This window comes from Flavobacterium sp. B330r, assembly GCF_056824325.1.
Genome location: NZ_CP124860.1, coordinates 928,992 through 954,326, shown reverse-complemented (window position 1 = coordinate 954,326; position 25,335 = coordinate 928,992). Strand labels below are relative to the sequence as shown.

Annotated in this window: 21 protein-coding genes and 1 pseudogene; 8 read left to right on the top strand and 14 right to left on the bottom strand. The window is 34.0% G+C overall.

The annotated features are described in order from the left end of the window. Nucleotides 1–33: 33 nt before the first annotated feature. The 6 genes from QLQ95_RS04320 to QLQ95_RS04295 form a co-directional block, all read right to left on the bottom strand. Nucleotides 34–2,277 (bottom strand): multicopper oxidase family protein, encoded by a 2,244-nt coding sequence (locus QLQ95_RS04320; protein ID WP_482502780.1) that lies wholly within the window; start codon nt 2,275–2,277, stop codon nt 34–36. Nucleotides 2,278–2,280: 3 nt separating this feature from the next. Continuing rightward, nucleotides 2,281–4,812: a heavy metal translocating P-type ATPase gene (locus QLQ95_RS04315; protein ID WP_482502778.1), complete on the bottom strand. Its 2,532-nt coding sequence runs from the start codon at nt 4,810–4,812 to the stop codon at nt 2,281–2,283. Nucleotides 4,813–5,043: 231 nt separating this feature from the next. Next, complete coding sequence (locus tag QLQ95_RS04310) at nt 5,044–5,604, bottom strand: helix-turn-helix domain-containing protein (protein WP_482502776.1); 561 nt, start codon at nt 5,602–5,604, stop codon at nt 5,044–5,046. A 1-nt stretch (nt 5,605) separates the two neighbouring features. Next, a complete protein-coding gene (locus QLQ95_RS04305) occupies nt 5,606–6,136 on the bottom strand; it encodes a DUF3347 domain-containing protein (protein WP_320493128.1) in 531 nt (176 codons plus the stop codon). 98 nt (nt 6,137–6,234) lie between these two features. After that, nucleotides 6,235–6,594, bottom strand: a complete 360-nt coding sequence (locus tag QLQ95_RS04300; RefSeq protein ID WP_253251800.1) for a hypothetical protein — start codon at nt 6,592–6,594, stop codon at nt 6,235–6,237. 70 nt (nt 6,595–6,664) lie between these two features. Continuing rightward, complete coding sequence (locus QLQ95_RS04295; protein ID WP_095929454.1) at nt 6,665–7,498, bottom strand: AraC family transcriptional regulator; 834 nt, start codon at nt 7,496–7,498, stop codon at nt 6,665–6,667. A 103-nt stretch (nt 7,499–7,601) separates the two neighbouring features. On the opposite strand from QLQ95_RS04295, the gene QLQ95_RS04290 reads away from it, so the two are divergent. The 4 genes from QLQ95_RS04290 to QLQ95_RS04275 all read left to right on the top strand — a co-directional run bounded on the left by QLQ95_RS04290 (nt 7,602) and on the right by QLQ95_RS04275 (nt 16,070). After that, nucleotides 7,602–8,768: an MFS transporter gene (locus QLQ95_RS04290; RefSeq protein WP_095929455.1), complete on the top strand. Its 1,167-nt coding sequence runs from the start codon at nt 7,602–7,604 to the stop codon at nt 8,766–8,768. A gap of 627 nt (nt 8,769–9,395) precedes the next feature. Further along, the gene (locus tag QLQ95_RS04285) at nt 9,396–12,641 is read left to right on the top strand and encodes a SusC/RagA family TonB-linked outer membrane protein (RefSeq protein ID WP_320493129.1); all 3,246 of its coding nucleotides are present in this window, start codon (nt 9,396–9,398) and stop codon (nt 12,639–12,641) included. 17 nt (nt 12,642–12,658) lie between these two features. Next, a complete protein-coding gene (locus QLQ95_RS04280) occupies nt 12,659–14,461 on the top strand; it encodes a RagB/SusD family nutrient uptake outer membrane protein (RefSeq protein WP_482502773.1) in 1,803 nt (600 codons plus the stop codon). A gap of 37 nt (nt 14,462–14,498) precedes the next feature. Further along, entirely contained in the window at nt 14,499–16,070 is a 1,572-nt protein-coding gene (locus QLQ95_RS04275) for a DUF4957 domain-containing protein (protein WP_482502771.1), read from the top strand. A gap of 171 nt (nt 16,071–16,241) precedes the next feature. On the opposite strand, the gene QLQ95_RS04270 is transcribed toward QLQ95_RS04275, so the two are convergent. The 4 genes from QLQ95_RS04270 to QLQ95_RS04255 all read right to left on the bottom strand — a co-directional run bounded on the left by QLQ95_RS04270 (nt 16,242) and on the right by QLQ95_RS04255 (nt 18,593). Further along, a complete protein-coding gene (locus tag QLQ95_RS04270; RefSeq protein ID WP_095929459.1) occupies nt 16,242–16,814 on the bottom strand; it encodes a pentapeptide repeat-containing protein in 573 nt (190 codons plus the stop codon). A 25-nt stretch (nt 16,815–16,839) separates the two neighbouring features. Next, nucleotides 16,840–17,040: a hypothetical protein gene (locus QLQ95_RS04265; protein WP_095929569.1), complete on the bottom strand. Its 201-nt coding sequence runs from the start codon at nt 17,038–17,040 to the stop codon at nt 16,840–16,842. A gap of 70 nt (nt 17,041–17,110) precedes the next feature. Further along, entirely contained in the window at nt 17,111–18,028 is a 918-nt protein-coding gene (locus tag QLQ95_RS04260) for a helix-turn-helix domain-containing protein (protein WP_253251801.1), read from the bottom strand. Nucleotide 18,029: 1 nt separating this feature from the next. Beyond that, complete coding sequence (locus tag QLQ95_RS04255; RefSeq protein WP_095929461.1) at nt 18,030–18,593, bottom strand: DUF6642 family protein; 564 nt, start codon at nt 18,591–18,593, stop codon at nt 18,030–18,032. 170 nt (nt 18,594–18,763) lie between these two features. Here QLQ95_RS04255 and QLQ95_RS04250 point away from each other — a divergent pair, with 170 nt between their 5' ends. Continuing rightward, on the top strand, nt 18,764–19,369 hold the full coding sequence (locus QLQ95_RS04250; RefSeq protein ID WP_320493133.1) for a 5'-methylthioadenosine/S-adenosylhomocysteine nucleosidase family protein: 606 nt from the start codon (nt 18,764–18,766) through the stop codon (nt 19,367–19,369). 37 nt (nt 19,370–19,406) lie between these two features. Here QLQ95_RS04250 and QLQ95_RS04245 read toward each other — a convergent pair whose 3' ends face one another. Together QLQ95_RS04245 and QLQ95_RS04240 are read right to left on the bottom strand one after the other, a co-directional pair. Further along, entirely contained in the window at nt 19,407–20,228 is an 822-nt protein-coding gene (locus QLQ95_RS04245; RefSeq protein ID WP_482502769.1) for an SIR2 family NAD-dependent protein deacylase, read from the bottom strand. A 56-nt stretch (nt 20,229–20,284) separates the two neighbouring features. Then, the gene (locus QLQ95_RS04240) at nt 20,285–20,608 is read right to left on the bottom strand and encodes a hypothetical protein (RefSeq protein WP_482502767.1); all 324 of its coding nucleotides are present in this window, start codon (nt 20,606–20,608) and stop codon (nt 20,285–20,287) included. A 311-nt stretch (nt 20,609–20,919) separates the two neighbouring features. Between QLQ95_RS04240 and QLQ95_RS04235 the strand changes: the two genes are divergently transcribed. From QLQ95_RS04235 to QLQ95_RS04225, 3 genes and pseudogenes are all read left to right on the top strand, one after another. Beyond that, the gene (locus tag QLQ95_RS04235) at nt 20,920–22,722 is read left to right on the top strand and encodes a glycoside hydrolase family 2 protein (RefSeq protein ID WP_482502765.1); all 1,803 of its coding nucleotides are present in this window, start codon (nt 20,920–20,922) and stop codon (nt 22,720–22,722) included. An 87-nt stretch (nt 22,723–22,809) separates the two neighbouring features. Beyond that, a pseudogene (locus QLQ95_RS04230) lies at nt 22,810–23,438 on the top strand (MgtC/SapB family protein). Between the two features lie 11 nt (nt 23,439–23,449). Beyond that, nucleotides 23,450–23,971: a GNAT family N-acetyltransferase gene (locus QLQ95_RS04225; protein WP_482502763.1), complete on the top strand. Its 522-nt coding sequence runs from the start codon at nt 23,450–23,452 to the stop codon at nt 23,969–23,971. A gap of 12 nt (nt 23,972–23,983) precedes the next feature. Here QLQ95_RS04225 and QLQ95_RS04220 read toward each other — a convergent pair whose 3' ends face one another. Both QLQ95_RS04220 and QLQ95_RS04215 read right to left on the bottom strand, forming a co-directional pair. Further along, on the bottom strand, nt 23,984–24,325 hold the full coding sequence (locus tag QLQ95_RS04220) for a hypothetical protein (RefSeq protein ID WP_095929468.1): 342 nt from the start codon (nt 24,323–24,325) through the stop codon (nt 23,984–23,986). A 165-nt stretch (nt 24,326–24,490) separates the two neighbouring features. Further along, a complete protein-coding gene (locus QLQ95_RS04215; protein ID WP_482502761.1) occupies nt 24,491–25,333 on the bottom strand; it encodes a DUF4249 domain-containing protein in 843 nt (280 codons plus the stop codon). Between the last annotated feature and the right edge of the window lie 2 nt (nt 25,334–25,335).

Here is a 25,335-nt window from a genome sequence, read left to right as displayed (position 1 = left end):
GAACTTAAATCACTTATATGGTGAAAAATTAAATTAATAATTCAAATTTACCCCAAATCCAATTCCCATATCGCTGTCATAATGTGTTGTGATTCCGAAGTTTCGGGCAACAATATATTTCAATCCCGCCATATATTCTTTATCGGTATTCCACATTAAATTCATTCGAAGTCTTTGCGAAAGCGGAATATCTTTTCGTTCAAATTGTAAACGAACATTTCCATCCGTATAAACTTCAACTTGTGCTTTTATGAGCATTGGTAAAGTATATTCGACACCGGCACTAAAAACCGAACGATTGTCTTTGGTATTTTTCTGCCCGAAAAGATTTTGTTCCTGTTCGTCCATTCCCATTTTTCGATAGCGCCAGTCAAAACCAATGAAAGGCATTAACCATTGATTTTTTCCGATGTAACGTCCAATATGTGTTTCCGTTTCGTAGCCATGTTTGTCGTTGTAACCCAATCTCCATTCCGTTCCGATGCTCCAACGTGTGTTGCTGAACATGGCTTCACCATCATTTCCGTTGGTTGCAAAATCATTTTCAGCCATAAAATGAAACATACGGTCATCCATTTTCAGCATTTTGAAAGCCATTTCTGGATGATGAATCAACGGATTTGGAGCTGAATTTTCGTAACTGAAAATTCTCCCCATTCCAGCCATCATGTGATATAAAATATGACAGTGAAAAAACCAGTCGCCATCAGCATTTGCCTGAAATTCGATCTTATCGGTTTCCATAGGCATAATATCAATCACATTTTTCAGTGGAGAATAATCTCCGTGTTCATTTAAAATTCTAAAATCATGTCCGTGTAAGTGCATTGGGTGGCGCATCATCGAACCGTTGTATAAAACAATACGAACGTTTTCTCCTTTTTTAATTAAAATTTTATCGGTTTCAGAAACCACTTTATTGTCCAAACTCCAAACATAACGATTCATATTTCCAGAAAGCGTAAAACGTAATTCTTTTACAGGTGCATCTTTCGGAAGATTGGTTTTAAAAGGAGATTTGAGCATTCCGTAATTTAAAGTCACAATTTCTGAAGTTTCAGTGCTGTCACTTTCCATTTTCATGCCTTCCATATTATGATTAGAATGATCCATTTTAGGCTTAGAATTTTCATCTTCGCCCGAAATTTCTGGATACATTATGGCATTCATGTCCATTTTATTCAAAGACATATTCATGCCCATGTCGTTCATTTCGCCGTTCATTTTCATCATATCGTTCATCATTTTCATGCCTTCAAAATATTTTAATTTCGAAAGATGATGAATAGGCTGTCTTTCTCCATTTCCTAAAAATAGAGATGCAGATCCCGTTCTATCTTCGGCTGTAGCCAAAAAAGCAAAAGATTTATGGTCTTCGGGAATTGTAACCACAACATCATAGGTTTCAGAAACTGCAATAATCAAACGATCGACTTCTACAGGTTCAACATCATTTCCGTCACTAGCTACAACGGTGATTTTTCCTCCACCATAAGTCAGCCAGAAATAACTGGAAGCGCCTCCGTTTGCAATTCGCAATCGGACTTTTGAACCTGGTTTAAGATCAGAAAACTGTTGTTCATTTTGACCATTAATGAGAAACTTTTCATAATATACATCGCTGACATCCATCGCGTTCATTCTTTTCCATTCGTTGGTCACTTTGGTAGAAAAATGTCCTTGTTTTACAGCTTCGGCATAACTTTGCGTTGTTCCTTTTTTAATTGCGAACCAATCGTTGGCATTGTGCAGCATTCGCTGAATATTCTCTGGTTTCAAATCCGACCATTCGCTTAAAATAACTGGGATTGTCGGTAAATCGTCAATTCCCTTTCTGATCGTTGAATCGTCTTTTTTCTTATTGATGATAAAAAGGCCGTATAAACCAATTTGTTCCTGTAAACCAGAATGACTGTGATACCAATACGTTCCGTTCTGAATAATCGGAAAGGTATATTTATGAGTAGTTCTAGGTTCAATCGGCATTTGAGTTAAATACGGAACGCCATCTTCTTTATTAGGTAAAAACAATCCGTGCCAATGCATCGAAGTTGTTTCCTTTTTTAATTCGTTATGTACGTAAATTTCTGCAATATCCCCTTCGGTAAAAGTTAGAGTCGGCATCGGAATTTGTCCATTTACTGCAATCGCTCGTTTTTCTTTACGCGAAAAATTGACAATGGTATCACGAACATGCAAATCATAACGCACTACTTTTTGAGCCCTTAGCTGAAAAGCGATTAAAGAAAGTATTAGGATATATTTGATATTAATCATAAATTATAATTTTAGATTTCTCAATCGTAAAGCGTTTACAATTACTGAGACTGAACTCAAACTCATGGCAACAGCAGCCAACATCGGCGAAAGTAAGATCCCTAAAAACGGATATAAAATCCCCGCTGCAATTGGCACGCCTAAAGTATTGTAGATAAAAGCAAAAAATAAATTCTGTTTGATATTTGACATTACGGCATGGCTGAGGTTTTTAGCTTTTACGATTCCGTTTAAATCGCCTTTTACCAAAGTAATTTTAGCACTTTCTATCGCAACATCAGTTCCTGTTCCCATTGCAATTCCGATATTCGATTGCGCTAAAGCTGGCGCATCATTAATTCCATCTCCCGCCATGGCTACAATTTTTCCTTGTGCTTGAAGACGTTCGATTTCTTTTAGTTTATCTTCTGGAAGACAATCTGCTTTAAAGGAACTCAGATGCAAATGTTCAGCAACAGCTTTTGCGGTATTATGATTATCGCCCGTCATCATGATAACCTCAACACCTTGAGCGATTAATTCTTTAATGGCTTTTGCACTGTTTTCTTTGATAGCATCAGTAATGGCAACATAGCCTAAAACAATAGTGTCAATTGCGATATATGAAATAGTTTTTCCTAAATTTTGTTCGGCAATAACTTTTTGTTCTAAATCATCAGAAACAGAAGCGCCTATTTCTTCCATTAATTTTTTATTTCCTAGAGCAACTTTTTTGCTTTCAATGTTTCCTAAAACACCTTTTCCAGCTATGGTTTCAAAACCTTGAACTTCTTTAAATTTAGTGTTTTTTGCTTTCGCGAAATTGACTACAGCTTGCGCCAAAGGATGTTCGCTATGCTGATTTAAAGAGGCAATGTTTTGAAGCAGAAAATCTTCCTCATTATTAATTGAATATATTTTTTCTACAGATGGTTTTCCTTCGGTAATTGTTCCTGTTTTATCGGTTATCAAAACATCAATTTTATTCATGTTTTCTAATGCTTCGGCATTTTTAATCAGGATTCCGTTTTGAGCGCCTTTTCCCACTCCAACCATTACAGACATTGGCGTTGCTAATCCGAGTGCGCAAGGGCAAGCAATAATTAAAACGGCAATCGCATTAATTAATCCGTAAACGTAAGCGGGTTCTGGACCAAATTTTGCCCAAAGAAAGAATGTTAAAATCGAAATGATCACAACTGTCGGCACAAAATATTTAGAAACGCGATCGGCTAATTTCTGAATTGGAGCGCGAGATCTGCTGGCATCATTTACCATTTGAATAATTTGCGATAACATGGTTTCTGATCCTACTTTTTCAGCAATCATCACAAATGATTTGGTACCGTTTATAGTCCCGGAAATGACGGCATCGTCCATTTTTTTATCAACCGGAATTGGTTCTCCCGTAATCATAGATTCGTCGATGCTGCTTTCGCCAGAAGTTATTTTTCCGTCAACCGGAATTTTCTCTCCTGGTTTTACACGAAGTAAATCGCCTTTTTTAATAGTATGAATAGAGATTACTTTATCTACTCCGTTTTCAACTAAAGTCGCTTCAGTTGGCGCTAATTTTAATAATTCTTTTATGGCTCCGTTTGTTTGTCCATGAGCTTTGGCTTCCAATAATTGTCCTAATAAAACTAAAGTGATAATTACGGTCGCAGCTTCAAAATACAAATGAATTGTTTCGTGATGTGATTTGAATTCCGATGGAAAAATATCTGGGAAAAACATTCCGACAATACTAAATAGGAACGCAACACTGGTTCCTATTCCAATTAAAGTAAACATATTTAAATTCCAAGTCACAATAGATTTGTAAGCGCGAACGAAAAACATCCATCCTGCATAAAACAAAACGGGAATAGAGAATAAAAGCTGAACCCAATTCCACTTTTCGATAGACATTATATTATAGAGTGGATTATTCGGAATCATTTCTGACATTGAGATAATGAAAATAGGAAGTGTAAACAAAATCGCAATTTTCATCTTCTTCAATAAATCAGAATAGGTTTTGTTTTCTTCACTTTCTGAAGCTTGCATTGGAACTAAATCCATTCCGCAGATCGGACAATCGCCAGGTTCGTTTGAAATGATTTCTGGATGCATTGGACAAGTAAATTGCGTTGCAGTTATGGCAATTTGCGGAACTAAATCCATTCCGCAGACTGGGCAATCTCCGGGTTTATTGTATGTTTTGTCGCCTTCGCAATGCATGGGGCAGTAATAAACGCCATTTGCACTGTGCTGATGTATTTTTTTAGTTTCTGTTTTATGATGATCGTGGTTCTCTTTTTTATGGACAGAACAGCAAGATTTAGCAGCTTCGCCATGATTTTTAGGAGAATCCATTTCGATAGTATAATTTCCTGCAGCAGACAAAACTTCTTGAAATTTTTCTGTTGGAACATGTTTGTCCATTGTAATCGTAGCCGTTGGCGGATTCAAGGTTACTTCTGCCTGAACGCCTTCTACTTCGTTTAGAGTTTTTTCAACTTTGGTTCGGCATCCGTTGCAAGACATTCCTGAAATTATATATTGATGAGTCATTTTATTGGTTTTTAAGTATTACAATGCAAATTTCCGAAGTATCTGTGAGTTCGGTTTGTACAATTTTGGGAATGATTTGTAAGATTTACAAAATTTTATTTAACCGCAAAGGACGCAAGGATTTTTTGCTATGCAGGGTTTTATATAAAAACGCAAAGTTCGCAAAGCTTTGTCTTAAAACATCTTTGCGAACCTTGTGTAAATTCTTTGCGTCCTTTGCGGTTAAATCAACTATATATTCTCGATCTGAATACGCATTTTATCTTTTGATTGTTTGAACGAAGTAGGGGTAAAGCCGGTAATTTTCTTGAATTGATTGCTCAAATGTGCCACATTGCTGTAGTTGAGAATATCTGCAATTTCGCTTAACGAAAGCTCATTATAAATCAATAATTCTTTTACTTTTTCAATTTTCTGACTGATGAAATACTTTTCAATCGTGGTATTTTCAATTTCGGAAAATAAGTTGCTTAACGAATTATAATCCTGATTTAAGTTTTCTGCCAAATAATCAGATAAGTTAATTTTAAGTTCGTTGTTTTTATGATGCACTAAATCGACAATCAGATTTTTTATTCTTTCGACGGTTTTTGTTTTTTTATCGTCAATTAAATCAAAACCTAAAACTTGAAGGTTTTCTAATAGAACTTCTTTTTGCTCGTCGCTGATTTCTTTTTCCAGTTCGACTTCACCCAATTCAACAGAAATAGTAGGAAGTCCGAGTTTTTCGAACTCAGACTTCACTGCCATTTTGCATCGGCTGCACACCATATTTTTGATGTAAAGCTTCATATTATTTAATCGTTTCTACCACATTTCCACAAGTCAACATAGAAGAACCGTAATACGGATTTTTAACTGCTTTTTCTTTGCTCAACCAATCAGCATCTGCCATTGGGCAATATTGTTTGTAGATTGGCTGTTCTGGACTTGAAACTTTTATTAAATCATAAGTGTTTTTAGATAAAGATTTAAAAGTCTCGCGTTGTTTTTTAAGATCTGTTGTTGTTGAAATACTTTTAGCATCGGCAGTTAGTTTTTTAACCACTTTCATCCAAACCGTATGTTCGTTGCTTTTTAGTTTGTCCATTTTTACCGCAGTAATCGCTGTCAGTAAGTCTTTGGCTTTCGCCGAAGTCAATTTGCTGTCACTTTTAATAAGTGCATCTTTTACAGTAAAATAAGCATCATAAACAGATTGAAGCTGACTCGCATCAACGATTTCTGTTGTTCCCGATTCTAATTTTGTTGTATTTGCCTGAATGTTATTTGCACTTAATAATACGGTAAGTACTGTTGCTAAAGCTATGATTGATTTTTTCATTGTATATAATATTTAGGTAAAGGATTTTATTTCCTTTAAAATTAATTAAAAATTTCGTTTTAAAAAAGACCCAATATGGGCTGTCATAAATACGATAATTATATTTTCGGCTTCAGCCAAATAGAAGTAAATCCAGAAGAAATTGTAGAATTACTGTAAGATGAAATAGTGTTTTTTAAAGAAAAATTGAAAACATCATTTTGTAACTCAAGATCATTTGAAGTTAAAATAACAAATTGCAATGCAGAAGTTGTACAGCCAGAATGACGACATTTTCCGTCACAATTGTGTTTTTCCTTTTTTGAAGTTTTCTTTTCGCAGCATTTTTTAGAACAGCTGTTTTCTTCTTTAGAAGCAATTTCTTTATGATGCACCATATTGCATGCGTAGGTATAACTCGGATTCAAAAAGAAACTGAGTGTTATAAAAAGCAGCATTATATGGATTTTCTTTTTCAAAGAAATTGTTTTTAGAAGTACAAATTTAGTTAAAAATGTGTGCAGAAATTACTTTTTAAGATTTCAATAACTACAGTTTCTTAAAATCGGTTGGTTTCATGTTTTTTCGCTTTTTGAAATAATTCGTCAAATGACTTTCATCTGTAAAACCAAATTCGTAGGCAATCTGTTTAATTGGCAATTGATTGTTATGAAATCTTTTTTCGATTAAAGTCGTTCTTAAATTATGAATGTATTCGCGATAACTGATGCTGAAAGTTCTTTTGAAATAAGCACTAAAATAGGTTTGAGCAATATTAAAATGATCTGCAATCACTTTTACCTGAACCAGTTTGGGCTGATAAATATTCTGATGAATGTAATTCGCAATTTGTTCGCTATCCAAATGAGTCGATTTCATCTGTAAATTCATGCCTCGAATTGTTTCTTTAATTAAACCAAAGAGAGAAAGAATTTGATAGAAAACAATGGGAGATGAGGTAACATCTATATAATGTCCGTAGGTTACAATGTTTTCAACCGTGTTTTTTAAAATCGTTTTGCAAGGTTCGTCAAACTTCAAAACCGTTTCTTTTAGGATCTTATCACGCATGAAGCTTTCGGGAGTATTTACTAAAAATTCATCGCAAGTAAGATTCTGTTTGGAGTTGAAATAATTATCTGTGAATTTGATAAAAATGAATCGGGTACTTTTCTTTATATCAAAATAATGTTCGTCGTCTGGCGAAATAACAAATAGATCTCCAGCCTTATACGGAAGCAGATTGTTATTGAGGTGATGAATTCCGCTTCCTTTCTTTATATAGATGATTTCATAATACGTATGCGTATGCGGAGGGAGATGAAACTTCTCTTCTTCAAATTCATCAAGAACAAGCGTTTTAAACTGATTTAATTTAGGCATAACTTAAATATACAATTTTATGTCACAAATTTACAATTTTTTTTAAGGCTAACGGTGTTAATTTTGCCTCGTAGAAATCTATTCCTTTCTACAATAAATCAAAATGAAAAAAAGTCTTATTGCGCTCTCTTTAGGAGGGTTAACTATTGGTATTACAGAATTTGTAATGATGGGATTGCTCCCAGATATTGCTTCAGATATGAAAGTTTCAATCCCAGTTGCCGGATATTTAATTTCATCTTATGCACTTGGAGTTGTTATTGGAGCGCCTTTGTTAGTAATCGCAGGAAGAAATTATGCACCTAAAAAAATGCTTTTAATTTTAGCTTTAATGTTGGCCGTTTTTAACGCATTGTCAATTATTGCTCCCGATTATAATATTTTATTTGCATCTAGATTTTTATCTGGATTGCCGCATGGAGCATTCTTTGGAGTGGGAGCGGTAGTCGCAAGCCGTTTGGCAGATAAAGGAAAAGAAGCGCAGGCAATCTCTATAATGTTTGCTGGTTTAACTATTGCCAACTTAATAGGTGTGCCAATTGGAACTTATATAGGTCATCATTTTATTTGGCGTTATACTTTCGTATTAATTGCTATTGTTGGATTATTGACTTTCTTGGCCATTTATCTATGGATGCCAAATCTTGAAAAAGGAGAAAGTGTAAATATGAAAACACAACTTCAGTTCTTTAAGAAGACAGAAGCTTGGTTGATTATCGGAATTACCGCAATTGGTTTTGGTGGGCTTTTTGCCTGGATCAGTTATATTGCTCCTTTATTAATTAATGTGTCTAAATTTTCACCAGAAGATGTTTCTTCTATCTTGATTTTAGCAGGACTAGGAATGGTAGTGGGGAATTTTGTTGGAGGTAAATTGGCAGATCGTTTTTCGCCAGCGCCAACGACATTAGCTTTATTATTAGTAATGTCTTTAGATTTAATTCTAGTTTACTTTTTCTCATTCAATCAATATGTATCGCTGTTTCTTACTTTTTTGACCGGAGCTATTTCATTCTCGGTTATTGCGCCAATTCAAATGCTTATGATTCGTACAGCAAAAGGAGCAGAAATGATTGCTTCGGCATCACTTCAAGGGAGTTTTAATATTGGTAATGCTTTAGGTGCTTTCCTTGGCGGATTACCTTTGGCTGCGGGTTTCAGTTATTCGTCTCCAAACCTTATTGGAGTTGTGATGTCGGTAATCGGAATGATTATTACATTCATATTGATGAGGTTACATCAAAAACAAGTTCAGATGCAGCCTGCATAAACTTTAATATATTATCTTTTTAAGCCCTTAACGTTTGTTTAAGGGCTTTTTTTGTGCTTTTAAAGAAGTAAACTTATAGTCAAAATTACTTTTTCCTTCAACTTGCCGACTTCATTTATAGGTAAAATCATTGTAAATTTTAAAATATAAATAAAATCTCTCTAATTTTTTTAGCTTGATTTTAACTTTTTAAGTGTAAAATTAACACCTAATAATTTCGTAATAGTTATTCATGTAATCGATTGTTTTTTTTATAAAAATCGAATCAAATGCGCGAATAATAAAAATATATTTAATATTTTATATCGAGATAAATTATATATGTCATAGAAAAAACCAATATATTTTTTAATATCTAATTTTTTTTATGAAATTTTTGGGAAATATTATTTTTCGTTTAAAAAAAATATCTATGTTTGTGTAATCGATTACAACTTTGTTTTTAATCTTCGAAATCGATTAAGTTATAGGATGGAAAACAGAGCAGGAATAAAGCTTTGGGGGAGGAGTAAATAAATTACTGTTAAATAAAAACCACAAATATTAACTATAAAATGAATTGAAAGTAACCACAAAAAACCACTTAAACCAAAAAGAAAAAACTTTTAATAACTTAAACAATCAACCATGAACTTTAAAGAACTATTAAACAAAGGAGCAAATTTTTGCTTTAAACTTGTTTTCTTACTGTGCTTATTGATCGGTAGTCAAGTACACGCGCAGGGCACAACGATAGAGGGAACCGTGAAGGATGCTGCGGGACTTTCTCTTCCTGGGGTAAACGTCTTAGAAAAAGGAACTAAGAACGGAACTTCTACCGATTTTGACGGGCATTACAAAATAAAACTAACCAATCCGAAAGCAGTATTAAGTTTTTCTTTTATAGGATTCAAAAACATTGACATTTCTGCCGAGGGAAAAACGAAGGTTAACGCAACGATGTCTGAAGATTCTAACAACTTAAATGAAGTTGTTGTAATTGGATATGGAACTGCTAAGAAATCTGATTTAACTGGTGCAGTTTCTACTATTTCAGGTGCTGATTTGAAAAAAGTGCCGGTAGCCAATGTTGCTGAAGCTTTAACGGGTAGAATTGCCGGTGTGCAGGTAACTGCCGCAGAGGGTTCTCCAGATGCTGATATTAAAATTAGAGTTCGTGGAGGAGGTTCACTTACTCAAGACGCTTCGCCTTTAATTATTGTGGATGGATTTCCAATCAATAATATGAATGATATTTCTTCATCTGATATTGAAACGATGACGGTTTTAAAAGATGCAGCTTCAACTGCAATCTACGGATCACGTGGTGCAAATGGGGTAATTCTTATTACAACAAAAAGCGGAAAAGATGGAAAAATGGCCGTAAACTTTAATATGTTTTACGGTATGAAAAAGATGGCGAATAAAATTGATGTTTTATCTCCAGAGGATTATACGAAATGGCAATATGAATATGCTTTGCTTTCGCAAAGTGGAACTAAAGTAGCTTCTAATCCAGATAGCTATACAAAGTATTTTGGAAATTGGCAAGATCACGATCTGTACCAAGGTCTTAAAGGTGATGATTGGCAAGAGCAAATTTTTGGACACACAGGTGAAGTTCAAAGCCGTGATTTAGGAATTAGAGGAGGAACGGATAAGCTTAATTATAACTTTAATTATGCTCATTACGATGAAAAAGCTATCATGGTAGGCTCAAACTACAAAAGAAATAACTTAGCATTAGCTTTAAAAAGCAAATTAAGCAATAAGATAGATGTTGGTTTTACAGTGCGTTATTCAGATACTGAAATTGACGGTGGTGGTGTAAATGAGCAAAATGAGAAATCTTCATCAGATTCACGTATGCGTACTATTGTGGGGTATGCACCACTTCCAGTTGCAGGTTTAACTTCAGAAGATGTGAATGGGGATGGGACAGATATGTTGATAAATCCTTTTACTTCTATTTCGGATAATAATCGTCAGCAGTTTCGTAAAAACTTTAATATGTTAGGAAGTTTTGGATGGGAAATTGTAGATAATTTAAAATTGAAAGTAGATTTAGGTCTGGATAATTTTAATAATCAAGATTATCGTTTTTACGGTCTTACTACTTATTATGTGGCTAATGCGCCGTTGGCTACGTTACAGAATATGCCTGCAATGATTATGTCAGATAGTAAGGAGAGACGTTTCAGAAATGCTAATACGTTGAATTATGATTTCAAAAAAATAATGGGAGAAGATCATCATTTGACGGCTCTTGTTGGAGAAGAAAGCATTAATTATACAACAAATACGCTTACATCGACAATTCATGGATATCCTACTTTTTTTGATTTTGAAAAAGCAAAAACATTAACAACACAAGGAACTCCACAATCAGTAGATAATTATTACAGCCCTGATGATAGATTATTATCTTTCTTCGGACGTGCAAATTACGATTACAAAAACCGTTATATTTTCACAGCTACATTTCGTGCAGATGGTTCTAGTAAATTCCAAGAGCAAAATCGTTGGGGATATTTTCCAGCATTTGCTGCAGGATGGAAACTTTCTGAAGAGAATTTCTTGAAAAATAAAAGCTGGTTAAGTCTTTTAAAATTAAGAGCAAGTTATGGAGAAGCAGGAAACAATAATATTCCTGTTGGACAGCAAGTACAAATTTTCCAATCTACAGCAACTACCTGGATTAACGGTGTTACTAGTGTTTGGGCGCCTTCTAAAACAATGCCTAACCCAGATTTGAAATGGGAAACAACAGTGACTCAGAACTTTGGTTTAGATTTCGCGTTTTTCAAAAATCGCTTAAGTGGTAATTTTGATGTTTATAAAAATGTTACAAGTGACTTATTAATCAATTTTCCAGTTTCAGGAGTTGGATATGATTTCCAATATCGTAACATGGGAGAAACGCAAAATACAGGTTTTGAGGCTACTATAAATGTTGTTGCGATTGAAAAAGCAAAATACGGATTGAACTTTTCATTCAATATGGGAATAAACAAAAATCGTATTAACTCGTTAGGGGTTATGAGTGATTTTGGACAAGCAACAGGATGGGCTTCTTCACAAATTGGAGATGATTATTTAGTGGCAGTGGGTTCTTCTTTAGGTAGTATGTATGGCTATAGAAATGATGGTAGATATGAAGTTTCTGACTTTGATTTTGTTGGAGGAAAATATGTTTTGAAAAGCGGAGTGGTTAATACTTCTACTTCTCTAGTAGGAGACGGAAGCGGTCTTAAGCCTGGAGATATGAAATTAAAAGACATTAATGGAGATGGTAAAGTAGATGTAAATGATAAAACCGTTATTGGTAATGTTAACCCTAAAAGCACAGGAGGTTTTGTGATTAATGGAAATGCTTATGGTTTCGATTTAATGGCAGCTTTTAACTGGAGTATTGGTAATGAGGTATACAATGCCGATAAAATTGAATTTTCTACAGCTACGGCTTCAGGAAGATATAAAAATTTAAATTCTACTATGGCTGATGGACAAAGATGGACTAATTTAGATCCAGCAACAGGACAATTAGTAACAGATAATCCTGAAGCGTTAGCAGCTCTTAATGCTAATACAACGATGTGGTCTCCTTATATGAGATCGGCTATTTTTACTGATTGGGCAGTTGAAGATGCATCTTTTTTAAGATTGAATACTTTAACATTAGGGTATACTACACCTGAAATGTTTACATCTAAACTAGGAATTTCAAAATTGAGATTTTATTTAACGGCTAGCAATGTTTTTGTTTGGACTGACTTTAGTGGTTCTGACCCTGAAGTTTCAACAAAAAGAAAAAATCCACTTACACCAGGGGTAGATTCAAGTCCTTATCCAAGAAGCAGACAGATGATTTTTGGAATGAATCTTAATTTCTAATTTTAAACGATCACAAAATGAAACATAAAATAATAATAGCGGGATTGATTATTGCGGCTTTATTTAGTTCTTGCCAGCAATTTGAAGACGATTATTTAGATACAGAAGCGCCGTCAACATTAGAACCATCTTTGATATTTTCTGAAGTAGCACTTGCAAAAGGAGCTATTGATGGAATAAAAGTGCCATTTGCAGAAACCAATTCTTATAGAGGAAGATTTTTACCATATTATGGATTAAATACAGATGTAGAATGGTACAATACTTCGCAAACAGCAGGAGATAAAGCAGATTTGTGTGTGTATGATGCGAAGCCAACTAATACGGAGATGAATACTACCAACAATGCGTATTCAATGATGTATTCAGGTATTGAGCGTGCCAATATCTGTATTAAGGGACTACGTCAATATGGGAATCCTACACCAGGCTCAGAAATGGGACAATTACTAGGAGAGGCTTTAACATTAAGAGCGATCTATTATGCCGATTTGCTTAAGTCTTGGGGTGATGTTCCAGCTCGTTTTGAGCCTATCACTACTGCGACATTATATTCGCCTAAAGCAAGTAGAGATGTTATTTACAAACAATTAATTGCAGATTTAGGTGAGGCATCAACATTGGTGGCATGGCCTAACGAAACTTCTTATACAAGTACGGTAGAACATGTAAATAAAGCTTTTGTAAAAGCATTTAGAGCACGTTTGGCTTTGGCGGCAAGTGGTTATCAGCAATATCCTGATGGAGTAAGAAGAAGTAGCGATCCAGAACTTTCAGTTGCCAACATGTATGCATTGGCATTAAAAGAATCTCGCGAAGTGATCCAAAGTGGTTCTGCTCGTTTAGAATCTACTTTTGAAGGATTATGGAGAAAATACAATGAAGAAAATACTGCTGCGGGAGGAGAATCGCTTTGGGAGCTTCCTTTTTCTGATGGGCGTGGTAGAATGTTATTCACTTTTGCGGTAAAACACACTGCAGCTGCTGATCAATTTCAAGCTAATGGAGCTAACCGTGGAGGTGTAGCAGGACCATTGCCATTTGTTTTCTATGACTATGATCAAGCAGATACACGTAGAAATGTTACTTGTGTACCTTACAAATATGGTGCAGCAGTAAATGGTATTGCAAAACAAGAATTGGGTACTCTAGATACATGGTATTTTGGTAAATATCGTTACGAATGGATGAAACGTTATGTGACTTCAACTAATGATGACGGGGTTAATAAAATGTACATGCGTTATGCTGAGGTGCTTTTAATAGCTGCTGAAACAGCAAACGAATTAGAAGGTCCAAGTGCAGCAATGCCTTATTTGAAAGAAATTCGCAGAAGATCATTTTCTACAGCAGATCAACCGACTAAAGTTGAAACTTATGTAAATGGCTTAACGAGCAAAGATGCAATGTTTAATGCTCTTGTTGAAGAAAATAAATATGAGTTTACAGGAGAGATGGAGCGTAAACAAGCGCTTATTCGTTGGAATTTGCTTAAAGCAAACTTAGATAAAGCAAAACAAAAAATGGCAGAATTATCTACTCGTACAGGACAATATGCAGATGTACCCGCTACTTTGTACTATAAATATCAGGCCGATAATGTAAGTTTAGATATCTATGGACTTAATCGTGGAGAAACTACAAATCCAGGAGCATTGTATTCTTCTACTGCTTGGACATGGACAGGAACTGCTGCAGATGCTAAGATAGCTTCATTGTATAAAGTGGGAGTAAATCCTGATGAGAGACAATTCTGGCCAATATGGCAAGTATTTCTTGATGCAAGTAATGGTCAGTTAAAAAATGATTACGGTTATTAAAATCTTTCAAAAAACTAATAATAAATTATAAGTTATTATGATGAAAACAATAAATATATTTAAAGGATTAATAACCGTATTACTTCTTTCAGTTGCAATTTCTAGCTGCGAAAGTTATAATGAAGCGTTATTAGACGGTATAGGAAATACAAGAGAATTTTCTCCCATCGGACTTAAAGCTACTATCAGAAACTCGACCACGGTTGAGTTAGATTGGACGGTTAAAGCAGATGAAAATGCAGATCATTATGTAGTTGAATTTAGTGCCGATGATCCGAGCTTCGCTACAATTTATAAAACGATAAATGTTGCTCCTACAGAACTTCCTGTAAAAGTAGCATTAGAAGGAGAAACGGTTTATTCTATTAGAGTAAAAGCAGTTACTTCTGGCTTAGCAGATTCTAAATGGTCGGTTATAACAGCTACAACATTATCAGAGCAGATCATGTTCCCTGTTCAAGATGCAGATATTCAAGCAACTCAAGTTACATTGAGATGGACTCCAAATAGCGCTGTAACACAAATTACTGCTATGCCTGGAAATATTGCGCACACCATTACGGCAGCTGAAAAAACAGCCGGGGTAGCTACACTTACAGGGTTAACACCAGAAACGGCTTACACTGCAATTTTATTAAACGGAACAAAGAAAAGGGGTAATGCAACTTTTACTACCGGAATAGACATTGGAACTGGAATATTAATTAAAGAGGGAGATGATTTCCTTCAAAAAATTATTGATGCGCCTTCTGGATCTGTTTTAGTATTCATGCCAGGTAATTACACGGCTCAAACAGGAACAATTGCGGTAAATAAAACTTTAACGCTTAGAGGTCTAAGACCAGAAAACAAACCAAAGCTAAAAGTTAATTTCACGTTGGCTAATAATCCGGCTAATTCAAGTGAAGTAGTTAACCTTTCTTTAATCGATTTAGATTTAAACGGAACTGGTACAACTGGCGGAGCAATAGCAATTGCTACAGCAGCTACTACAGGTTTAGGAGATGTTTTAATAAGCGGATGTTACGTTCATGATTATCCTTCTCAATTAATCTACGGAAATGCATCAGCAAAATTGAAATCATTCTCTGTGGATAATAGTATTATTGAAAATGTAAACGTTAATGCAGGTGCTGATTTTATTGACTTCAGAACTACTTATGTGGCAAGTGTTTCTTTAACAAAAAGTACATTTGACACTTGTTCATCACGTGATTTCATCCGTTTAGATGCTGCTTCAGGATTAACAGGGACAGGATTAACAAGTAATGTGTTAATCGATGGATGTACTATCTATGCACCGACATTACCAGCAGCAAGTAGAATTTTGTACATACGTTTTGTTTCTAATTTATCAACAGTACGTAATACATTATTAGCAGTTGGATCTGCAGTGTACACCAATTCAACAGCAACGGCTGTTCCAGGATTTGCAAATAATAATAATTTCAATTCGCCTAATTTACAGATAACAACAGGTAACAATAGACCAGATGCTTCTGCAACTGTATTAGATCCTCAATTTACGAATGCAGTAAATGGCGATTTTACAGTTAAAAATCAAACATTAATTGATAGAAAAGTGGGAGATCCACGTTGGATAAAATAAAAATCGTGGTTGATTAAATAGAGAAAGCGGGATACAATTTAGTTTGTAGTCCCGCTTTTTTAGTTTTCAGTCTCAGTTTTCAGTCACGGTTTTCAATCTCAGTTTTCAATCTCAGTTTTCAGTCACGGTTTTCAGTTACTGAAAACTGTGACTGCGACTGAAAACTAAAAATCATTCTATGGATAAATCAAATTTTTGAAGCAAACCCGCAAGTGCCGTATGGGAAACCTTTGTTCCTTTAATTTTATTTTCGGATGGATCAAAAGCATAATTTTTGGAAGTTCTGAAATCGGTTTTCTCCAAAATGCTTTCCACAAAAGTGGCCCCCGAAAGATCACAGTTTTTAAAAACAGCCAAAGATAAATCGGTATTAGAAAAATCAGTTTCTTTTAAAAGGCAATCTGTAAAATTGGTTTTCTTCAGTTTTTTATAAATGAAAGTAGAATAGTCTAAAACACAATCTTGAAAATTCATCGAAAATAAAAAACTATTGCAAGCGCTAAAATCCAACCCCATTAATTTACAGCCTATAAAATTGATGTTTTTTAATCCCGTATTTCTCAAAGTAGCCAAAGAAAGATTGCAGTTTTTAAAAGTGCAATCTAGAAAGTCGTTATGACTTAAGTCACTTTTAGAAAAGTTGCAATTAATGAATTCGCAGTTTACAAATTCGACATGGGCTAAACTCTGATCCGAATAATCAATCGTTTCAAAAGTTCGGTTTTGGTATAATTTTGATTCCATATAAATTTAAAAGGCTTGTAAAGTTTTATTCTAATTCGATACAATCGAAAATACTATTGTTTTGAAGTAATGCGGTTACATTCAGCTCGCTGTCAACTCTCAGAATGTTGTCGCAATCTTCAAGGTCAAAATTCCACAAAGAATTAGGCAATAATTCATTTAGGAGTACAGAGGCCGATTCAAATTTGGATGGGCTGTCAACAGAAGTTTTAAAAACATAAATCATAATTTGCATTTTTGAGGAAGCAAATTTCTGAAAAACACCCGCATATTTGTTAGGATTCTATAATCAATAATTAGGACTTATCAATCATTTTTCGATACCGAATAGGAGAGATTCCTTCTGCTTTTTTAAAAAATCGACTAAAGTAAGATTGATCTTCAAAGCCTACTTGCGTTGCAATTTCACCTACAGAAAGTGTGGTTTGAAACAATAAATATTTGGCCTCTAGCAATATGTTTTCGTCAATCCATTTTACAGCAGATTTTCCTGTTACATTTTTTACACATTTGTTTAAATGGTTAGGAGTAACATTTAGCATCGAGGAATAGTAATTGACCTGATGTTGGGTTTTAATATGGTCATGAATCAATTCTTTAAATTTCCCCGTAATTGCTTCTGCCGCCGAAATACTTTTAGAAGTCTTCACCGCATTTTTATTCATTTCATAAAACAAAGTAATCAGATACGACTGAACAATATTTAAATCTGTAACCGTTTTTTCAGAATATTCCTTTTTCAATCGTTCCAAAATATTGGTAATTGGGGCAATATCTTCGGGAGCAAGTTTAATTTTGGGATCTCCTGAAATTTTTAGAAAATCAAAATCATTGAGCAGTTCACGGCTGCCATATTTTCGAATCAATATATCGGGATGAAATTGGCAGATATAACCTTTATGAATGTTGTTGACATTATCAAGCGAAAAAATCTGACCAGCAGGAACCATAATCATTTCATTATCGGTCGTGGCATATTCCTGATAACCCAATTTCATAACATGCTGACCTGAAGAAATAAAAATCAAAGTATGGCAAGAATGTTTCGAAGGCGGAACAGGATGCTGCATCTGCATCATTTCTTCGATTTCCAAACAGAAAAAATGATCAGAATTCGATTTAAAAAGTAAATGAATAGGATTGTCTTCTCCTAAAAACTTTTCTCGAAATCCTTTTGGATTATAGGTTTTTATTTTCTCCGCCTGCTTTTTCATTCTAATAATATAATCTAAAATCAAGCAGTTTGCAGAGATTGTAATGTTTAGCATATAGATCTTCAACCACTTCAATTATATTGTCGTTTTCCTGATACAAGCTAAAAAAAGCTTTGTCAATCGTGCTACAACTGGCAATTTTATTGTAGGTAGAACCGTAGCCAGAAATGGCTCTTGCTCCAGTTATGTCTAAGAAATATTGCGCTTCTTCTTCGTTTAAATCTAAAACCTTAAGATTGGCAAAATGAATAATTTTACCTTTCATTTTTCCTTCAAACAATTCGGCAATTTCTTCAATGCTGTAATAATAATCGTGAAGGCAGATATTATTTTCCTGCCCAGGCATGGCTAAATAAATGATTTCATAATCTTTGAAATTATGATCTTCGTAAAGCAGAATATTCAGACTTTCTTCTAAACCTTCGATCGTATCGCAAGTTTTATGAATGCTCGAAATGCCTTGGTCTATGGCCAATTCTTCCAAACATTTTACCACATTGGTTTGGGTATGATCGTCTATATCTTTAACGCCTTCAAGGCAGAAAATAAATTTTTCACTATCCATGCAGTTATTCTTTCTGGTTTTAAATTTTTTACTGGTTCTCGCAAATGTATTTTTTATATCATAAAATCCAATAGCGAAAACAGACTTTAACGTCTTTTTTGGATTTTAAATTTAGGTTAGAGCATCGTAAATTTTTAAACGTATTTTTGTAAACCGAAAATAAATTACACATGATACAAATTAACCAAACGGCATCATTTGCTATTGAAGATATATTATTCTGTTTTGCGCTCGAATCTGAAGCAGCAGAAGTTTTTAAAGATCACAATGTCTTAATTACCGGAATCGGAAAAGTAAATGCAGCTTACGAATTGACAAAAGCCATTCAAAAGAAAAGGCCCTCTGTAATCATAAATCTAGGTTCGGCGGGAAGTAGCTGTTTTCAAAAAGGAGATGTAATTTGCTGTACCAAATTTGTACAAAGAGATATGGACGTTCGCGGTTTGGGTTTTGCTTTATACGAAACGCCACTTTCTGGTTTGCCGCCACTTTTAGAATATGGTTTGTTAATGGATAATCTTCAAGAAGGCATCTGCGGAACTGGAGATAATTTTGAAATGGGACATTGTTCAGACGCTTACAATGTGGTTGATATGGAAGCCTACGCCTTAGCTATGATTGCGATGAAAGAAAATATTCCATTTTTAAGTCTAAAATATATTTCTGATGGAGCCGATGATAATGCTGCAGAAGATTGGACGATTCAAGTTCATAAAGCAGCTATTGCTTACGGGAAAATTTTAGGATTGATAAAAGAATCAGAAGCCATTTCTTAGTTGAAATGGCTTTTTTGTTTATGCATAATTTTTTAAGTTAAATAATGCTTTTAATCATTTCCTTTATCATCTTTAAAGCTTCAGTTGACGTTTTACGAATAATTATTTTATTCTTTTTATCTTTTATCAAAGCCGTAAACTGATTGTCTTCTATATTAATATCGACGATAGTTCCGCCATATTTTAAAGTGGTTTCTGCAATTGCAACTGGTAAGTTTGTTGCTCCAGAAGTTCCTAGAATAAAAAGTATTCCAGAATTTTTGGCAATTTTCAAAGAACTGAATTTTTTATTTGTTTGTTCGTCATAATATTCGTCAAACCACAGAATATTTGGTCTCATCCAACTTCCACAACTTTTACATTTTAAAAGCTCTATTTCTCTTTCGGTTAAATCTTCATCAATCTCTTTTCCTTTTATTTCTTCAGGTAAATTTATAATTTCTCTGCAACCGTTTGAACACTTTATTTGTCTGTTATTTCCATGAATTTCGAAAATTCTTTCTGTTCCGCTTAACCTGTGTAGGTTGTCTATATTTTGAGTAATTAGATGAAATCTGTCTTTTAAAATGTTTTCAATTTCGACCAATTCGTAATGGCTTGCATTCGGCTTTGCATTTTCGAACATTTTTTTTCTAAATAATGAATATTGCCAAACTTCTTCAGGATTTTCTTTGAAGTATTTAAACGTTCCAAACTCTTCAGGTTTATGAAATTTTGTTCCCTTGATCCAAATACCATCAACACCTCTATAAGTCGGAATTCCACTTTCAGAAGAAACTCCGGCGCCCGTTAAAAAGGTAAAAAGATTTCTTTTATTTTTAGTGGAAACTTGTTTTATTATGTCTTCTAATTGTTCCATGTTTAATGAAAAAAGGATTAATCTTTTTTAATTTTTAAATTCAAGATATGTTTGCTTTAATCGATAGCACTTTTTTTATAAAACAGATATTTTCCATTTTCTTTCCTGTAAATTTTAAAAATAGGAGTATTTGATTTTTTTGAAATAGAATCTCCTATTTTTAGGTCAAAATTATTCTTAAATGTAGAGTCAATTCTCAATCCATTTTGCAAATAAAATTCAGTCGTTCTTAATTGCCAATTATTTCGCTTTACAATAATGCTGTTTACCTCTAATCTTATAAATTTTTTATTCAATTGATTATTATATATAAGAAATATGGTCACTGCAGAAATAACAATAAATAGGGGTAAAATTCTAAAAATATTTATTTTTTTCATACTTATTTTAATGGGGAAATTGGCTTAAATACAGCAATATATTGATGATTTGCTTGAATATTTATTAGTGATTATTGGTTAAGGTTGGCAAATTTAATTCCAAATATATTAGTATTTTTCGTAGAATAAAGATCAAAACAGACTGATTTTACAATTAGAAAGTGTTATAAATGCTAAACTGATAAGTATTTGATGGGTTATTTTATAGAAATGGTTGAGGTTGATTTAATACAGCTCTAAAGAAACTTTTTAACTTTATAATCTTCATATTTTACTAACTAAAGATCCTCAAAACCAAAATGATTTTAACTATGAAAAAGATAATAATGCTGTGTTGTACTTTTCTGCTAATTGGAAAAGCAATAGCACAGGAAATTCCGTTGGTATCTAACATTTCAGCTCGAAACAATATTACGTTAAACGGAAAATGGAGATATATTGTAGATCCTCTCGAAAACGGATATTACAATTATCGTTTAGAGCCCTTTAAAGACAATGGCTTTTTCGAAAATAAAAAATGGAATACCACAGAGTTGAGCGAATATAATTTCGCAACCTCATCAGTTATGGATATTCCGTCTGATTGGAATTCGAAAGATCAAAGATTGTTTTTTTATGAAGGAACGGTGTGGTTTCAAAAAGATTTCAATTATAAAAAAGACGCCAAAACCAAAGGAATTCTTCATTTTGGAGCTGTCAATTATGATGCGAAAGTTTACGTAAACGGAAAACTGGCAGGAACACATATTGGCGGTTATACTCCTTTCAATTTTGATGTTACCAATTTATTAGTCGACGGAAACAATTTCGCAGTAGTAAAAGTCGATAACAAACGCCATAAAGACAATGTTCCAACGGTAAATATGGATTGGTGGAATTACGGCGGAATCACAAGAGACGTAACTCTGGCTCAAGTTCCGAATACGTATATCGAAGATTATCTAGTTCAATTGGATAAAAAAGAAAAAGGAAAAATTTCGGGTTGGATAAAACTAAACAGCGAATCAGCAAATCAAACGGTTTCTATTTCCATTCCAGAATTGAAAATCAAAAAAAGCGTTACAACAGATGCTAAGGGAATTGCCTCTTTTGAAATTAAAGCCAATCCTATTTTATGGACACCAGAAAAACCAAAATTATATGATGTAACCATTTCTAAAGCAGATGAAAATATCGCCGATCAAATTGGTTTTAGAACCATTGAAACCAAGGGCAAGGAAATTCTGTTAAACGGAAAAAAAGTCTTTTTACGCGGAATTAGCATTCACGAAGAAGCGCCTTTTAGATCTGGAAGAGCTTGGTCTCAAGACGATGCCATTACGTTATTGACTTGGGCAAAAGAATTAGGCTGTAATTATGTTCGTTTGGCGCATTATCCGCACAATGAAAATATGGTTAAAGAAGCCGAAAAGATGGGATTAATGATTTGGTCTGAAGTTCCGGTTTATTGGACCATTTCTTGGACAAATCCTGATACCTATGCCAATGCCGAACGCCAGTTGCACGATATGATTTACAGAGATAAAAACCGTTGCGGCATCGTGATTTGGTCAATTGCAAATGAAACTCCGCATGGCGATGATCGAGATGTTTTCTTAAGCAAATTGGCAAAATATGCGCGTACGCAAGATAATTCTCGATTAATTAGTATGGCGATGGAAGTTACTTCGAGCTCCAATAATATCAATACGCTTCATGATAATATGAACGAATATGTAGATATTGTAAGTTTCAATCAATATTTAGGCTGGTATAGAGGAACCAATGAATCTTGTAAAGACATGCAATGGGTAATTCCGTACAACAAACCCGTTATTGTCAGTGAATTTGGAGGCGAAGCTTTGCAAGGTTTACACGGCGACAAAAAAGAACGCTGGAACGAAGAATATCAGGAAGAATTATACATTCAAAACACACAAATGTTTAATCGAATTGAAGGTTTAGCAGGAGTTTCGCCTTGGATCCTAGTTGACTTTAGATCGCCAAGAAGACAATTGCCCAATATTCAGGATTTCTTTAACCGTAAAGGTTTAGTTTCCGATCAAGGAATTAAAAAGAAAGCTTTTTATGTTATGAAAGATTGGTACGCAAAGAAAGAACAAGAATATAAGTAAGTTAAAAATTTAGATAAAGTGAAAAACCTTCAAAGTTTAATTTTGAAGGTTTTTTTGTAATTTTATTTGAAAAAATATAAAGCTTAAATGGAAGTAGAAATTATCATAAGATTGCTTTTAGCCGCATTTTGGGGAGCTTTAATTGGAGCTGAAAGAGAATATAGAGGAAAAGCTGCTGGACTTCGCACCACAATAATGATTTCTGTCGGAGCTTGTTTCTTTACCTTAATGTCCCAATGGATCGGAGGAGATGGAAATCCAGATCGTATCGCTTCTAATATTGTTACCGGTTTAGGTTTCTGTGTGCGGGAGTAATCTTTAGATCAGACAATCATGTTTCGGGCATTACAACGGCAGCGACAATATGGTCGGTTGCGGCAGTTAGTATGGGAGTAGGAGCGGGTTATTATTTTGCTTCGGCTTGTGCGGCGCTTATGATTCTTATAATTCTAACGATGCTAACTTTTCTTCAGGATAAAATTGACCTAATCAATGAGCATAAAACGCTTCGAATAACCTTTAAGCGCTCAGATGCGGGTCATGCGAGATGTAAAGAGCTTTTTTCGACTTACGGTATAAAAGCTAAACTGTTGGTGCAACACCGTACTGTAGATCATATTATTTTAGAGTGGCAGATACACGGTTCGGAACATGCTATAGAATCTCTGTATGGTTCGCTTTTGCAAGATCCAATTTTTGAAGAATTAGTTTTATAAAAAAAAGAATAATGAATTTTAATTTACAACCCGTTTTAGAAAATGATCTTTGTATTCTATCTCCTTTAGAAGAAAAAGATTTTGATGCATTATACAAAGTGGCTTCCGATCCTAAAATTTGGGAACAGCATCCCAACAAAGACCGTTGGAAAAAAGAAGTATTTGAAAACTTTTTTGAAGGAGCGATTAAAAGTAAAGGCGCTTTTAAAATTATAAATAAAGAAACCGGAGAAGTTATCGGAAGTACACGATTTTACGATTTTGATCAAGAAGACGATAGTATTTTTATCGGCTATACTTTTTATGCTGTTTCGTGCTGGGGAAAAGGCGTAAATCAAAGTGTAAAAAAGACCATGCTGGATTATCTTTTTCAATATGTTTCAAAAGTAAAATTCCATATTGGTGCCGAGAATATTCGTTCGCAAATTGCGATTTCAAGAATAGGAGCCGAAAAAATAGCAGAGGAAGTAGTAGCTTATTTTGGAGAAAAACCGAAATTGAATTTCATTTATGAAATTGAGAAGCCAAATTAGAAATGAAATATTTTATTTTTTGTATCCAAACTTGAAATATAGTATAGTGTCTTTTTTATGAATTGTAAAAAAATCTTCGTTTTGTTTTTTGACTATTGTGTCACCAATTTCAAAGTCTTTGTAATGCCAAGCGAATAAAGTATTCTCTTCACAATAAATCTCAATCGTATTATTTTTGTTGTTTTTTATTTTTAAATTAACTTCTCTCCCATGGTTTAGCGGTTTCTTTTCTAAAATGACAAAATCTAAATCTATCCCTTCAAAATATGCTTCTGATTTGCTTCTGTTATACTTTTTACAGGAGGAGACTAAAACGAGACAAGATAATATAAACAGAGCTTTTTTTATTTTCATTTTTAAGAAATGATGCAGAGATTAGTGGCTAGACCATCAAGTCAACAATAAAGAAACTTTGATGTGTTCTTAATTAATTTGTACTAAAATATAGAAAAAAGTTGTTTCACTCAAATTTTAGAATAAATAAAAAACCACCTCTTTTGAAAGGTGGTTTTTTACTTCTTATTGCACCAAATAATCAATTTGATCGGCTTCGCAAAGTCTAAAATAGCCAAAGGCGAAATTATTAGCATCAGAAGTATTGACAATATTTCCTCTAATATTTCCTGGAGGAACAGAAAAAGGATTTGAACTGGAAGCTTCCAAAATTAATTTCCAGTAATTATAGAAGTTTTTAGAAACGCCTCTATGCGTAATTGTAACCGTATTTCCAGGTTTCATTTTGTCTTCATTAGAATATCTTGTACTGATTTCGTTTCCGTTATAAAACTCATCATTTGTAATTTCATATTCAGGATAAATCAAAAATGGAGCTTGATAATCGGTTACATAATAATTGATCTGATCTGCTGGGTCGTTGTAATAAAAAGTCAATTCAATGATATCTGTTCCGTCAAAATCAGGAACAATTTTTTGTTCAATTTTATTAATCGGAGTTACAGAAGTTAGTTTTTCAACTGCCGTAAAACTTTGCCCTTCAGCATTGATAAATAATTTATAATCGGCATCGATTACAGGAATAAAATTGGTGCATTTATAAACTCCAGCCTCGGTTTCGTTAAAGGTAAAAACATCTCCGTTACTATTTTCTACTCGTACTTGCGCACCAGAAACTTTTGGTGTAGAATTGTTGTAATAAGGAGCCGTTTTACTAATTTTTATAGTTTGTTCCTTTCCGTCAGTTCCTTTTTTCCAGATTATTTCGGCATCGATAACCAGTTTCGTTTCGCCAGTTTCCAGATCCAGATTGACTACATCTTCGCAAGAAGCAAAAGAAAAAACAAAAAGAAGACTTATTAATGCCAATGCTCTGTTCATTATCGTATATTTTTTCAATTTATTCATAG